Source organism: Sinorhizobium garamanticum (assembly GCF_029892065.1).
Lineage (GTDB): Bacteria > Pseudomonadota > Alphaproteobacteria > Rhizobiales > Rhizobiaceae > Sinorhizobium > Sinorhizobium garamanticum.
Genome location: NZ_CP120375.1, coordinates 428244 through 441449, shown reverse-complemented (window position 1 = coordinate 441449; position 13206 = coordinate 428244). Strand labels below are relative to the sequence as shown.

Below are 13206 nucleotides of genomic sequence, written 5' to 3'. Positions count from 1 at the left end.
AGATCGTCGCGCCGCCGTTGGAGGGGAGACTCGTCCCACCGCTGAAGCCGGTGCATTCGCGCTGGCAACGAGCCGCTCCTTCTCCTGTCGAGACCAGCGCCGACGCCCTTCGACGTAACCACCTAATCTGATGCTTCGTCACAAGACTTCTCTTGGTGCTTACATTAAGACTTGCACCCTCAGCCTAGCTCACCAAGGAGGCGGTCACGGACCGATGGAGTGATTCGGCAAGCATCTGGATACGGGATGGTGAACTTGCAGGACGCATCTCGCAGGGCTTCTACACCTGTTTGAATGCTAGAATTGCGTTCAGGCCGCCCATGGAGAACGCGTTGCTCATGGCCACGCGCACCTTGCGCTCGCGCGCAACATTGGGCGTGACATCGAGATCGCATTTGGGATCTGGTTCGCGATAATTGGCGGTCGGCGGCACAACATCCTCTTGGATCGCCATCACACAGGCGATCATTTCAAGCGCACTCGCTCCACCGAGGCAATGCCCGTGGGTGGACTTGGTGGAAGAGACGGACAGCGAACTAGCATGGTCCCCGAAGACGCGCCTGATCGCCGCCGTTTCGATTTCATCGTTGGCCTTGGTGCCGGTGCCATGCGCGTTTAGGTAGTCCACATCCTCGGCATTCAGCCCGGCATCGGCAAGGCAGGCGCGCATCGCCGCTTCCGGCCCCTCGACAGTCGGCGAGGCGATGTGGAAGGCATCGGCGGAAAGGCCGATGCCGGCGATCTCGGCAAGGATCGTCGCGCCCCGCGCCGTGGCATGCTCATAGCTTTCCAGCACGGCCATGCCCGCACCCTCGCCCAGCACCACGCCCCTCCTGTCGGCGGAGAAGGGCCGGCAAGTATCCGGAGCGAGTACGCGCATGACTTCCCATGCCTTCAACACAAAAAATACGAATGGCGCGTCGCTGCCTCCGGCAAGCATCACGTCGGCCCGGCCAGCCCTGATCTGGTCGACCGCCGAGGCGATCGCATGGTTGGCCGAGGCGCAGGCGGAGGTGGCAGCGAAGACCGGCCCGCGCAGGCCGAGGCTCATGCTGACATTGCAGGCAGCTGCGCTCGGCATCCCCTTTACTCCAGTCAAGAGATCCATTCGGGTCGCGCCGCCGCCCAAAAGGAGGGCGCGGTAGGCTTTTTCGGTCGCGTCCCAGCCACCGAAGCCGACGCCCACTGTCGCGCCGAAGCGATGGGCATTTCCTTTATCGCAGGAAAGTCCGGCCTGTCGCATGGCTTCGTGCGCCGCAAGCACGGCAAGCAGGCTGCAGCGGGCCATGGAGACGACTTGCCTGCGGTCAATGTCGTGCTCAGGCAGCGCCTTGATCTCGGCGCCGATCGCGCCCTTCAGCCCATGAAGCTCTGCATTGACAATCGGGCCGATGGCGGAGCGGCCTTCGCGCATCCCTGTCCAAATCGAGGCGGCGTCGGTGCCTAGTCCGCACAGCCCGCCTATTCCGGTGATGACGACTCGTCTGTCCATTCAAGACTCCTTAGCAAGCAAGCCGCGCATGGCTTCCACAATGCCTCCGACACTCTGGACACCCGACCACGCCTCGGCCGTGTTCATTTCGATCTTGATGTCGTAGGCTTGCTCCAAGTCCCAGAGCACGTCCGCGAATCCCAGTGAGTCGATGCCGAGCTCGCTCAATTCAGTCCCAGTCGTTATATCGCCGACGATGGATGCAGTCGTGCCCTCGCCGCTCTCCGCTTCGACGCGTTTCTTGATTATGGCAATGATTTCCGTTGCGAGTTGATCAGCCATTGTGTTCCTTCCATTTCAGTTTGGCTTGACGTGGGACGCGGCTCAATTCCTGAGGCGAGCCGCGTCGCCAAATTACCATCAGACTTGCACAACTGCCCAAGCCCATTGCTTATAAGAGCCGGAGACGTTCCGGCGGGTCCGCGGCATAGGCTCGGTGACGAAGAAAGTCGCCGGCTTCCCAGGCGTGTGGGCTATGCTATGTAGCAACCGCTAAGATTGGTAAAATCGATTGTTTGGATGAAATTCATTCGTTCTATGGATATTTCTACGTGGCGCTCGAAGCGCCTTGATCTGACTCTTCTTGTCGTACTTGGCGTTCTGAGAGTAAGCCTGATCTTACCGCACGCCGCCGCAGCACTAATCCAGTTCCTATCCAAACTTGCCGTCGCAGAACGATGCAATCGACACGTGCGCTACTTACCTATAGGAGCGGGGGAGTGGTTATAGCGTCGTCGGCCAAGAGATCGACCCTTGTAGTGGCGCGTCTTGCGCCGGTCGTGACATGAGGTCGGCAGGTATTTCAGCGTGCAGGACCGCCTGCTCTATCCACTGTGTGGATGCTTGTCATCACTACAATCAATTTTACCACTCTTCCCGAGCGCCGTTAGAAAAGCTGACTTAACCCGGAGAAAGACCCGCGCCAAGGGAGTAGGTGCCGCGCAACTCAAGCACAACACTACCAACGGCAAAAATCAGCCTGTCAACACGAGATCCTGGATGGCCTCGGAGCAGGTGATCAGCGCTATGGAGCCGCAAGCCTCCCTAGATTAAACGAGCTGGCGGACAGCCAAGATACTGTGCTGGGGTCACCGCCACTGTTAGATGGAAAAACGCTCAATGTCCCATTCCACACTGTCGCCTGAGCCATTTGCAATCCTCGCGATGCCAAGGGCTGGCACACACTACTTGGAAGAACTTCTAAACGAGCACCCGAATGTGTTGAGCAACGGTGAACTGCTCAATATCTACGATACGAATTGGCCCGATAAGGATCGCCTGCTGGGCAGCGATCGCGAGCTTCTTGAGCGTGCCTTCTTGCGCTACCCCACGCGAAGCGACAAGACGGTGACGCATGTTGGCTGCAAGATCAATGAACCTCAGTTTCACGAGCGTCCCGGCTTTTTTGCTGAGCTGGCCAATTGGTCAGGGCTCAAGGTTATCCTTATGATTCGCAGAAACACATTGGAATCGCTGAGATCGCTTGTGCAGGCAAGGCAAACCCGCCATTGGCTTAAGTTCAGTTCGGACGATGCCTCTCCACCGCCGCCCGTGACGTTGTCACTCGCTGCCTGCGAGGCCTACTTCAAAGCTGCCGACGACTTCCACGCTCAGGTCGCGAACGCCTTCGGGCCAACCAAAATGCTTGCAATCGAGTACGAGAGGCTTCTTCGATACCCCCACGCTTGCGTTGCAACTATCTTGGATTTCCTTGGGGTCCCAGCGCGTCAGCTCTCTGGTCGCAGCATTCTTCAGCGGCAAGAAACGCGCCCGTTGGACCAAACGCTTCAGAATTTTCATGAGTTGCGGGTACACTTCGCAGATGGACCTTACGCGAGATTTTTTGAGCTTGGTGATGTCTGATGAGCTGCGGTGACTGACGGCGGATAGGTCTGTGTCGCTAGACTCGAAGCGACCGGATGCGCTTTTGGCGTCCTCGACCGCGCCCTTCTGACATGGTGAATTCGGATGCCTTACAGCTCCGGCTCCAGATTACGTCTTCCACAGCCGCGAAATTCGGGCCGCGGCAGCCGAGCGCGCCTCGGATGTGTTCGCGATCGACGCAGAGGTCAATAGCTGGGATCGACGAATGCGCTTTGCCGCTGCTCGGCAGACCAGATTCCTTGGCCCTGGAAAGCTGAAACGCCGTGTCCATGCGACGCTCGCACGTGTCAGCACGAGTTCGCCGTGACAATCCGCCGCATCGCGTTCCGCTCGCAGGCGAAGGACCCTTCTGCCCGCCTAGCCCGCTGCGCGCTCCACGCAAGTGCAACCATGCTCGGACGCAGCATCGAAACATCGGGCACGGAGTCGCTTGGTACCGCCGCCTCTGGTGCAGCCTCTTAAACTGACTACCTAGTTTTATCACTCACATATTGCTGGAGAGAACGTGCTGGAAAAATTCGAACGCTACCCGCTCACCTTTGGACCCACGCCTATCGAGAAGCTTGACCGCCTCGGAAAGCACCTTGGCGGTAAAGTGGAAATCTACGCCAAACGCGAGGACTGCAACTCCGGTCTCGCGTGCGGCGGAAATAAGCTCCGTAAGCTCGAATACATCATCCCCGACGCGATCGCTGCTCATGCAGACACCCTTGTTTCTATCGGCGGCGTGCAGTCAAACCACACGCGGATTGTCGCCGCGGTCGCCGCCAAGATCGGCATGAAATGCCTCCTCGTGCAGGAGAGCTGGGTGCCGCATGAGGACGCCGTCTACGACCGGGTCGGCAACATTCTGTTGAGCCGCATCATGGGGGCGGACGTCCGCTTCGTCGATGAGGGCTTTGACATTGGTATCCGCCGCAGTTGGGAACAGGCTCTCGAAGACGTCAGGTCGAAGGGCGGCATACCCTATGCGATACCGGCCGGGGCTTCCGCTCACAAGTACGGCGGGCTCGGCTACGTCGGTTTTGCAGAGGAGGTGCGCGCCCAGGAGCAACAGCTGGGGTTTGTCTTCGACTATATCGTCGTGTGCACCGTCACGGGTTCTACGCATGCCGGCATGGTCGTCGGTTTCGCCAAAGACGGCCGACAGCATAGTGTGATTGGGATCGATGCCTCCGCCACGCCCACTAAAACCAAGGCGCAGGTGCTAAGTATTGCCCAGCATACGGCGAAACTGGTCGATCTCGGCAGGGAAATCATCGAAGATGACGTCACCCTCATCGAGGAGTACGCGCATCCGTGTTATGGCATTCCGTCCGACGAAACGAAGGAGGCCCTCCGCTTGTGTGCTCGGCTCGAAGGTATGATTACTGATCCCGTCTACGAGGGCAAATCGATGCAAGGTCTAATCGATCTCGTCAGGAAAGGCTTCTTTCCAGAGGGATCGCGGGTTCTGTACGCGCATCTCGGCGGCACGCCAGCTATCAACGGTTACAGCTATACGTTTCGCAAAGGGTGATGCTCGACGGATAGCTTTCGGGGGTTCTGGTTTGCCGGTGATCACGGCTTCCAGCTCAATAATCGCCCGCAAAGCTTCGGCGTTGCGACCCGCGGCCTCTGCTGTAACCAGAGGTGCCCTCGGCATCGCCATGACCTGCGGTTGACTTGCTTCCGTCGCAACGAGATGGCAATCCGTCGATAGTCTCGGCGAATGAAGTGGGCGGCGGAAGACTTGCAGCGAACCATCAGTCGCCAGTTTTCGCTGGCAAGGCGCAGCAGCGTGAATGGCCGAACGTTCCGCGGACCTACTGCATGTCTTCTTAAAATCGGGCTCGATTTGAGGACAAAGACATGCAGAAATTCAAAGTTCTACAGCGACGTTTGCGCGGTTGATAGACGCGCGGCGCTGTAGGCAAACAATCAGGTATTACGAAACTACTGGTCCTTACCGACACTTCAGCCTTTGTGCCGGGCCGGCACAGTCTATCAGCCGCTCGATGTAACCGTGGCCAATGCCATGGAAGCTTGGTCACGCCTATCTCACCGCTCCGCTCCGCCACCATCGTTCCTGATAGGGTTGAGCTTCGGTTACATCCTGAATCCTCAAGCGCCAGCATGCCGTCAGCCGACCGGTGCTTCAACGCCCACCTCTCCTCAGCCGTCCGTTTAATCATCATTTGGTCGCCTCCCCGTCTGATTGGGCCGCTCGCGCTGCGGCGGCGATTTCGCGGCGCAGCCACCGATACTGCGGGTCGCGATGGCAACGCTCATGCCAAATCAGCGTGGCCTCGTACGGCGTCAGTTCCACGGGTGGATCGACAACCGCGAGCGGCAGCATGGCGGCGATCCGGATCGCCACGCGGTTCGGCAGAATTAGCACCAAGTCGGTCGCCGCGATCACGATCGCCGCCGTTAATACGTTGGAAACCACCATTGGGTTGCAATCCAGCAATATTGCGATGTTGGCCGACGCGTCATAGATCTGCCCGAAGCGGTCGTTGCATTCCGAGGTAATGACGACGTGGCGCAAAGCCTCGAAAGTCCCGATGGTCCATTCCTGGGCCAAGGCCGGATGATTGTGGCGCAGCAAGCAGGTGAAGCGATCCTCGTAGAGCCTGCGCCGCAGGTAGCCGGGCGGAGCGGCACCGATCTGCCCGACGGCCAGGTCGATCTCACCTCGCTCAAGTCTACGCAGCGCGCCAACTAAGAACGAATCGGTAACGATGTCGAGATGAGGGGCGCGCTCGCGCAGCCGCGGCAGGAGACGCGGCAGCAGAACTAACGCTTGGTGGTCGGGAATAGCCATCGTCACCTTCCATCGACATTCTCTTGGAGCGAAGCTGCAGTTCACCATCTGGCGAACCGTACCCAACACCGAAGGGAGCATTTGGGCCAAGTCTTCGGCCAGCGGCGTTAAGACGAGGCCGCCCGAGCCGCGAACCAGAAGATCATCATTGAACATGCCGCGCAGCCTTGACAACGCTCGGCTCATTGCCGGTTGGCTCCGACCGACATGTAGAGCCGCGTGAGTGATGTTCCGGTACTGCAGCAAGGCTTCGAGATCGACCAGTAGGTTTAGGTCGATGGACGTCAGGTTCCGCATCTGCCGTTGTTGTGCGGCATCACCGCGACCGCCGATCAGCGCCATGTTCGGGCGCTTCCAAGCGGGCTGATCCATGGGTTTCTTCTCCTGGTGTTTTCGTGCAATGCTTTGAAATTCAAGCGTTGCAACATCAAATAAGCGTGCAAGAAAACTCTTCTGACCTCTCCATCAGATTGGATGGCTGCCAATTTTCTAGTCAGATGCACTTGGGCTATGACACCCTCGAACTGCCCTGACGCGGCTCACATGTACAGCCGTTCATGTCCTCGACCCTTGCATGGCGTCGGCTGGCGGCCCGCCTGCATTGATGATTTCGACTGTATCGTACCCCGGCAAAGCCTCCTCAGGAGAGGCTTGGCGGCTTTGGCGCGTCGTCAATGAACAAAACTCGATCGTGACGCCCCGCTTGTCGACGGCCGGGGTTGAGATAGACCCTCCTGCTTCACCTTCGACCTCATTAACTCGCAAGTGGCGGAGGTCGCAGGCTGCCTCCGGCAAAGGCAGACGCGCTTCTCCACTTGCGATACACGGAGCTGAAGCGAGCAAAAAGCTTGTCGTGTTGCCGACGTTTAGATGGTGATCGCGCGGACTGCACTCGAGATTACGCTCGCTACACCATACTTGGACCACCGCAATAGTCACAAAATCACCTCTGTGAACATGACACCCGTGAATTGCTCGTGGAGCCCGCTTCAATCCGAGGCCGGCCTTACCAATCATGTGTTCTTTACAACAGTGCGCATTGGGGTGGGTGTGGCTTTCCATCGTTTGCCTCCAGTTATATTTCACGGCTTTCTAATCCCATTCGGCAAGGCTGGAAAAATCCACTTTTCGCATAGCTTCCATCCACGCTATGGATACATGCGTTTTACCTACCTGCAGGCAAGCAGCCCCCCAACGGAGCCTGTCCATTTGGGTTGAACGGCGTCCGCCCGACGCGACTGCCGCAAAGCTCCAACCCGGATAGGTGTCGGCTTCGATACCTAAGGCCCTCCACGACAAAGGGGTCCAAAAGTCGAATCAGACTTCGGGGATGGTGCACGCAGAAAGGCATCGTCCGGATGCGGCTGCGCCTTCTACTGAGCTTAAGCAAACCGCTCCAGAACACCGGCATAGTCACCTGTCGCCACCGCAATTCTGGACGCCGCGGATGTGTTCATTTCCGTTGGACAGCATGAGGGGATACTGTCCATGTCCACGTGTCCTTTTATGCTGCATCAGGTTGCGAGCGCTGTAACCGCGCCGGCCCCGACGCCCGGTCAATGGCCTGGAGAAATCGTTGTCGAAGTGGCCGGCCGAGCAGTCCGGCTTGGTTGACGTTCCTGCTGGGCCAGGTGATCTCAACGATATCGAATTCATCGTCGCCGGTGATCTGCATTAGCCTGCGAGAGACGCTGAAGAGTCCGCCTACAGCGCTATTACATTGCACTTCCTTCGAAGGCGTTTTCAACCATGCCCCGGGCGTATGATGGAATACAGACTTTGCATGGCCAGACCGGCGCGGTGGACACTAGTATCGCCACTCGTTGATTGTAACCGAAAGGCGCCACCGATGATTGAAGATGCGGCCGATGCGCTTCGACGTAATCTCACCGAAGAAGCATTTGACCCCCATGGGTCCAGTGGCGACGAGGTCGGAATGAAATCCATCTTGAAGCGCAGGGTCGATACTCAGTGAGGCCACCACAGTCTTGGGGCTCGTGGGTGGAGGGTTGGACGATTAGGTCCTCCTCCGGTGTCACTCTACGAGCGACGCTTCAGAAAACTCCCAACCTGATGCTCTGGTCTTCGCGTTGAGCGCGATGAACGGAGCTGTCGTGCCGGAGTGCTTTCAGTTGTGGGGTCAACATCTTCACCGCTCGTTTGGGCAGCCAGACTCAGTGGGCGACGAAGCGCCTGATCTTCTATTCGTCGACTCAAAGGAATCAGCCACCAGTCCGGAGGTGAAGCCGACGACGTCTATTCGACAACACGGCTGAACTGATTGCTTGGATGCCAATCATCCACACCATGGGTACATCAAGACATGCGTTTCAAAGGCCTTGATCTAAATCTTCTCGTTGCGCTCGACGCTCTGATGAACAAACGAAGCGTTACGGCGGCGGCTCGCAGCATCAACCTCAGTCAGCCGGCGATGAGCGCGGCTATCGCGCGGCTACGCACCTATTTCGGCGACGAGTTGTTTAAAATGCAGGGCCGCGAACTTATCCCAACACCGCGTGCGGAAGCGCTCGCCCCTACGGTCCGCGACGCCCTGCTGCACATTCAGTTCTCCATCATTTCCTGGGACATGTTCAACCCAGCCCAATCGAAGCGCCGCTTCAGGGTCATCCTTTCGGATTTCATGACACTCGTGTTCTTTGAGAGGGTCGTGGAGCGCGTGGCCCGGGAGGCTCCCGCCGTCACCTTCGAGTTGCTACCTCTCGATGGCGATCCCGATGAGCTTCTCCTCCGCGGCGACATCGATTTTCTAATCCTACCGGATTCGTTCATGCCGAACGCGCATCCCAAAGCGAAGCTGTTCGACGAGACACTCGTGTGCGTCGGTTGCCCCACGAACGAGAAGCTATCGGGGCAGCTTTGCTTGGAGGGATTCATGTCGATAGGACAGGTTGCAACCAAGCTCGGACGTTCGCTGATGCCCTCGGTCGAGGAGCGGTTGTTGCTCGAGTACGGCTTCAAGAGACGTGTCGAGGTCGTCGTGCCGGGCTTCAGCCTGATTCCGCCCGTGCTGTCAGGTACTAACCGTATAGCGACTATGCCCTTGCGGCTGGTCAAGCATTTCGAACGCATGATCCCCCTGCAGATCATCGAACTTCCGCTGCCACTTCCTACATTCACCCAGGCTCTCCAATGGCCCGCCCTCCACAATAGGGATCAGGCAAGCATCTGGTTGCGGGAGATACTGCTCCAGGAAGCGTCACGTATGGTTGCTCCGCCGTGAGGGCGCGGGCCGACTTAAGCGTTCCTAAACGGTTCAACACCCATTGCGTATACCATTCATACGCGAGACGATTAAAAGGGTGCAACCTCAACATCTGGATCGGAGCTACATGAGGACCTCATGCCCACCTTTAGCCTGAAGCGGTTAGACGCATGTGGCCGGTCGCGCCCAACCAGCACCGCCTCCCGTGGTCGCACTTAATGCACCCAGCCACTCGGGGGAAGGTGCCTTGACATCGTTCCGTTCAGCAGGTCGAGATAGGCTTGGACCTCACGTCGGCTTTCCGCCGAAAGCCGACGTAGCTCTGCTCGGGCAGCCTTTGCCGGCACGACGCCGAGAGAAGCCGCCACGGATATCCAATCAAGCTGGTGAAACAACGCCTGCCACCCGCTTCCGACATAGGGTTGAATATCGATCCAACGAGGTGTCCGTTTGTGAAAACAGGCCCTCAGCTCGGCATAGCCTCCTGGCAACTCGGCTGCCGCAATATCTCGCCAGAACGGTGCGTCATTTCGTTTGCAATCATAGTGCAGCCGCAGGAAGTCTCGAACTCCTGTCCACGAGCGCGCGTTAGCGCTGTTATAAGCTTCGATTGTGTGAGCAGGCACGACCCCACCTCCGTTGGTGAGAACGCGTCCTATATTCCTTAGCTGTTCGAACGTGTGGGTCGCAAGCGCTGCGTCCAGCGGCTCTACGAAACCGGACGCCGTTCCGAGTGCCACAAGGTTATTGACCCACGCCGTTTCGAAATAGCCTTGATCGAGCGAAAGCAAGTGCTTCGGCTGGACGCGGTGTCCAAGGCGGTGCTCGACCTCTGCGACTGCAATGGCATGATCCGCATATCTGCTACTGAACACGTATCCCGCAGTGATCTTGCGATTCAGTGGGACCTCCCACATCCATCCGGCCTTCATGGCGGTCAAACGGGTTACGGGATCGGGGCACATTTCTGACGGCTCAAGATCAAAAGTGATCGCACGATCGGTCGGCAAAGTGTTTGCGAAAGACCGCCAGCGTGTACCGAAAACACTGCCGAGCCCCAATCTGGCAAATCCCGACGCATCGATCACGAAGTCGACCTCCAGTTGTTCGCCATCGAGATGCAAGGACCGCACACACCCCCGCTCGTCCAGCCTCATCCCGCATACAGCGCTCGCATGGGCAATGATCCCACGGCTCAATCCGACTCGCTTCAGGTACCGCTCGAAAGCCTCAGCGTCAAAGTGGTAGGATCGACAAAGGCCGGACTGGCCGGTCGCCAGCAATCGCTCGATATCCTTTTGCGACGCGTGCCTTGCGATTGCGTCGAATCCTGGAACGCAAGTGTGAAGGTCCTCGCCCATCGCGATTCTCGCCGACAGCAGAGGAAAGAAGCCATCGACCCGCCATTCGATTTCCGGGATGCCCGGTCCACAGAACAGACGATAGTACCGATCTGAAATTCCTCCACCTCTCCAATTGTCATAGAGCACTCCAAGCTTGTACGTGGCGCCGGCTTCACCAACGAAAATGTCCAAGTCGAGCTCATTACGGCACAACGTATCAACCAGATTGCGCGAGCCGCCCTCCCCAAGGCCGAATGAAAATAGCTCCGGAGTCTCTATGACTGTGACATCCACGTCTGGTTCGAAGACCCGGCGTAGCTCAATAGCGGCAAGCCAGCCCACAAGGTCGCCTCCGACGATTCCTATCCGCCTCGCATTCGTCAGATTCAGCATTCAGAATTCCACGTCAGTTCTGAGTGGAACGGTCCGGGTCCTGCGACGGCGCCTCCCTTATCTCGCGAATCCACCAGCCGTTGGGACTTTCGTGAGAATTGTGTTTCCCATTCTCGTCGTGAAGGCCGAGAATGCGCAGGTTTTTCGACAGCTTTCCAAGCGCAGCTAAACAGACCAAAACGAGCACGCTTCCGAAATAAGCAAGTTGAAGAAGCAGCAAACAAGCCAGTGTCGTAACAATTAAGCTCTGGCTGGGCTGCGAAGCTAAGTAGATTGTAAGAGCAGTGGTAGACAGGAGCAGCCATAGAATGGAACGAACGGTTCTTAAGAGCAACGCCGTTCTCCTGGTTTTGCCGTCTGATCATGCGGCCACCCTTGCAAGAGTCCAACAGAGGAATGACGTCCTGACATGACTTCGATCCAATTGGCTGCCCTCGGCGCAGTCGCAATCCCATCTCGTTGGCTCCGGCGAGTGCCGGCAGCCCCAGCGGCAAGGCCTTATTGCGATCGATGGCAGGTATAATTGCGGGGTCATGTAGTGTTGGAGTCATTCAGTCATCATCCGCGAAGCACGTGTTCTTTCGATAGATGTTTCCTCTGGGACCAAATGCTAGTGCCTGCCAGTGGTGCCGAACCAAGCAAAGTTCATATCCCATCATGCTCCCGCGGCATGTTCCAAGCACGCCCTTCCCCCGAGGAGTGACGTTGCGCTTTCCGTCGTGCCAAGCTGGTGCCAGGCTCTCTCGGAGCTGCGGGATACCTTCAAAGAGTGCCGTACCCTACTGATCAATTGCGGGCCGTTCTTGTCGCGAAAAGCCTAGGTGCTCAGCCCTGCGTGCCCGCCAGAGCAGAAAAAGCACGCTCCCGAAATAAGCGAGCTGAAGAAGCAGCGAGAACGCTAGTGTACTGACGATTAATCTGCGAATGGAATGCGAGGCAAAGTATACCGCGATGGCGTTGGTGCATAGCAACAGCCATAGGGCGCGATGAAAGACTGCGAAGCGCATTATCGTTCTCCTGTTTCTTCTCTCGGATCATGCCGCAATCGTGTCCGCCCCGATATGAGTCTGGCAGTTCTTGGGGCAGACGCGGGCGCAGGCCCCGCAGCCGATACAGCGGCCTGGGTGGTCGACCACCATGATCATACGATTGAGATCGCCATCGAAGTTATCGTCCTCACCATCGCACACGCCAAGAATTTCACCTGCATCGTCGATGCCGTGAAGGTGCATTACCTCGCGTGAGCAAACCTTGAAGCAACGACCGCAGCCGATGCATGTCGCACCGTCGATGGCGGTCAGATATTTCGGCATCCACCTGGACCCGTCGCGGGTCACGAATGAGCATATCATCGTGAGTCCTCCGACGCAGCGAATTCTTTCTTGGCAGCGTCCAGCTCAGCAAAAGCGTGGAATGTCCTCTCCGCGACCGCCATGATTTCGGCCCAGTTGACCGGAAGATCCTCCGCGAGGTCGTGCAATTCCATCTTCGCAGTTCCAGCACGCGACTGCAGCTTGCGGACTTGCTTTTTCAATTCTTCAAAATCTGACATGGCCTTTTTCCCAACAACCGGCTCCATCACGCCCGCGCTACGTCTGGATAAGCTTCAATGGCTGCGACCGCATCCTTCACCAGCTTTGTCCCGGTCTTTTCGCATTTGCGTAGCGAATCGAAGCCGAACCGGTGAACGCCGCGCAGGGTCTTCGACAGCACGACCAACCGCTTGGTCGTAAATACTACTCGCCCGAAGCCCTCGGCGCTGATCTCCATCGTCCGCGACACCAATAGGTCAGAGCGCGCTTCGATAGAAAGGCCGACCGCGGCGTAATAAACATCGAGCCTCCACAGCGCGTCCGGATCAGGGTCGCCGATGATTGGGATTGCACGGCGTTGTTCCTCCTTAACGATGAACTTGGCCAGCAGCTCAGCGTCGCACTTGCCGTCCCACGATCCGTAGGAATCCTGAGCCCGTATCAGCCGCACGAGGCATCTGATAAAGGGGGTGGAAAGGAGTTTGCCGTGGTCGACAGCCGGGATGCTCGCCGGATCAGCTAACGTTGTCATG

At 57.8% G+C, this 13206-nt stretch carries 12 protein-coding genes; 3 read left to right on the top strand and 9 right to left on the bottom strand.

Going from position 1 to position 13206, the window contains the following annotated elements; genetic code table 11:
- Positions 1 to 280: 280 nt before the first annotated feature.
- Both PZN02_RS31285 and PZN02_RS31280 read right to left on the bottom strand, forming a co-directional pair.
- Positions 281 to 1492 carry a beta-ketoacyl-[acyl-carrier-protein] synthase family protein gene (locus PZN02_RS31285; protein ID WP_280663432.1) on the bottom strand — a complete coding sequence of 404 codons (1212 nt, stop codon included), beginning with the start codon at positions 1490 to 1492 and terminating at the stop codon, positions 281 to 283.
- Complete coding sequence (locus PZN02_RS31280) at positions 1493 to 1774, bottom strand: acyl carrier protein (protein WP_280663431.1); 282 nt, start codon at positions 1772 to 1774, stop codon at positions 1493 to 1495.
- Between the two features lie 837 nt (positions 1775 to 2611).
- Between PZN02_RS31280 and PZN02_RS31275 the strand changes: the two genes are divergently transcribed.
- Together PZN02_RS31275 and PZN02_RS31270 are read left to right on the top strand one after the other, a co-directional pair.
- On the top strand, positions 2612 to 3355 hold the full coding sequence (locus PZN02_RS31275) for a sulfotransferase (protein ID WP_280663430.1): 744 nt from the start codon (positions 2612 to 2614) through the stop codon (positions 3353 to 3355).
- 526 nt (positions 3356 to 3881) lie between these two features.
- Positions 3882 to 4895: a 1-aminocyclopropane-1-carboxylate deaminase gene (locus tag PZN02_RS31270; protein WP_280663429.1), complete on the top strand. Its 1014-nt coding sequence runs from the start codon at positions 3882 to 3884 to the stop codon at positions 4893 to 4895.
- Positions 4896 to 5549: 654 nt separating this feature from the next.
- Here the strand turns inward: PZN02_RS31270 and PZN02_RS31265 are convergent.
- Positions 5550 to 6554 (bottom strand): LysR family transcriptional regulator, encoded by a 1005-nt coding sequence (locus PZN02_RS31265; protein ID WP_280663428.1) that lies wholly within the window; start codon positions 6552 to 6554, stop codon positions 5550 to 5552.
- A 1951-nt stretch (positions 6555 to 8505) separates the two neighbouring features.
- Between PZN02_RS31265 and PZN02_RS31260 the strand changes: the two genes are divergently transcribed.
- Positions 8506 to 9423 carry a LysR family transcriptional regulator gene (locus PZN02_RS31260; protein ID WP_280663427.1) on the top strand — a complete coding sequence of 306 codons (918 nt, stop codon included), beginning with the start codon at positions 8506 to 8508 and terminating at the stop codon, positions 9421 to 9423.
- A 197-nt stretch (positions 9424 to 9620) separates the two neighbouring features.
- On the opposite strand, the gene PZN02_RS31255 is transcribed toward PZN02_RS31260, so the two are convergent.
- From PZN02_RS31255 to PZN02_RS31235, 6 genes are all read right to left on the bottom strand, one after another.
- The gene (locus PZN02_RS31255) at positions 9621 to 11141 is read right to left on the bottom strand and encodes a tryptophan halogenase family protein (protein WP_280663426.1); all 1521 of its coding nucleotides are present in this window, start codon (positions 11139 to 11141) and stop codon (positions 9621 to 9623) included.
- A 13-nt stretch (positions 11142 to 11154) separates the two neighbouring features.
- On the bottom strand, positions 11155 to 11475 hold the full coding sequence (locus PZN02_RS32385; RefSeq protein ID WP_425336377.1) for an exopolysaccharide production repressor protein: 321 nt from the start codon (positions 11473 to 11475) through the stop codon (positions 11155 to 11157).
- Between the two features lie 445 nt (positions 11476 to 11920).
- Complete coding sequence (locus PZN02_RS31250) at positions 11921 to 12148, bottom strand: exopolysaccharide production repressor protein (protein ID WP_280663425.1); 228 nt, start codon at positions 12146 to 12148, stop codon at positions 11921 to 11923.
- Positions 12149 to 12175: 27 nt separating this feature from the next.
- Positions 12176 to 12493 carry a ferredoxin III, nif-specific gene (gene fdxB / locus PZN02_RS31245; RefSeq protein ID WP_280663424.1) on the bottom strand — a complete coding sequence of 106 codons (318 nt, stop codon included), beginning with the start codon at positions 12491 to 12493 and terminating at the stop codon, positions 12176 to 12178.
- Positions 12490 to 12693 carry a CCE_0567 family metalloprotein gene (locus tag PZN02_RS31240; protein WP_280663423.1) on the bottom strand — a complete coding sequence of 68 codons (204 nt, stop codon included), beginning with the start codon at positions 12691 to 12693 and terminating at the stop codon, positions 12490 to 12492. The genes fdxB and PZN02_RS31240 overlap by 4 nt, the downstream gene beginning before the upstream one ends.
- A gap of 26 nt (positions 12694 to 12719) precedes the next feature.
- A complete protein-coding gene (locus tag PZN02_RS31235) occupies positions 12720 to 13205 on the bottom strand; it encodes a NifX-associated nitrogen fixation protein (protein WP_280663422.1) in 486 nt (161 codons plus the stop codon).
- Position 13206 lies beyond the last annotated feature (1 nt).

What these genes read in the sequence shown, in the direction of transcription:
- PZN02_RS31260 (WP_280663427.1), top strand. Translation starts at nt 8,506, where the DNA reads ATGCGTTTCAAAGGCCTTGATCTAAATCTTCTCGTTGCGCTCGACGCT.
- PZN02_RS31235 (WP_280663422.1), bottom strand. Translation starts at nt 13,205, where the DNA reads ATGACAACGTTAGCTGATCCGGCGAGCATCCCGGCTGTCGACCACGGC.
- PZN02_RS31285 (WP_280663432.1), bottom strand. Translation starts at nt 1,492, where the DNA reads ATGGACAGACGAGTCGTCATCACCGGAATAGGCGGGCTGTGCGGACTA.
- PZN02_RS31275 (WP_280663430.1), top strand. Translation starts at nt 2,612, where the DNA reads ATGTCCCATTCCACACTGTCGCCTGAGCCATTTGCAATCCTCGCGATG.
- PZN02_RS31250 (WP_280663425.1), bottom strand. Translation starts at nt 12,148, where the DNA reads ATGCGCTTCGCAGTCTTTCATCGCGCCCTATGGCTGTTGCTATGCACC.
- PZN02_RS31255 (WP_280663426.1), bottom strand. Translation starts at nt 11,141, where the DNA reads ATGCTGAATCTGACGAATGCGAGGCGGATAGGAATCGTCGGAGGCGAC.
- fdxB (WP_280663424.1), bottom strand. Translation starts at nt 12,493, where the DNA reads ATGATATGCTCATTCGTGACCCGCGACGGGTCCAGGTGGATGCCGAAA.
- PZN02_RS31280 (WP_280663431.1), bottom strand. Translation starts at nt 1,774, where the DNA reads ATGGCTGATCAACTCGCAACGGAAATCATTGCCATAATCAAGAAACGC.
- PZN02_RS31240 (WP_280663423.1), bottom strand. Translation starts at nt 12,693, where the DNA reads ATGTCAGATTTTGAAGAATTGAAAAAGCAAGTCCGCAAGCTGCAGTCG.
- PZN02_RS31265 (WP_280663428.1), bottom strand. Translation starts at nt 6,554, where the DNA reads ATGGATCAGCCCGCTTGGAAGCGCCCGAACATGGCGCTGATCGGCGGT.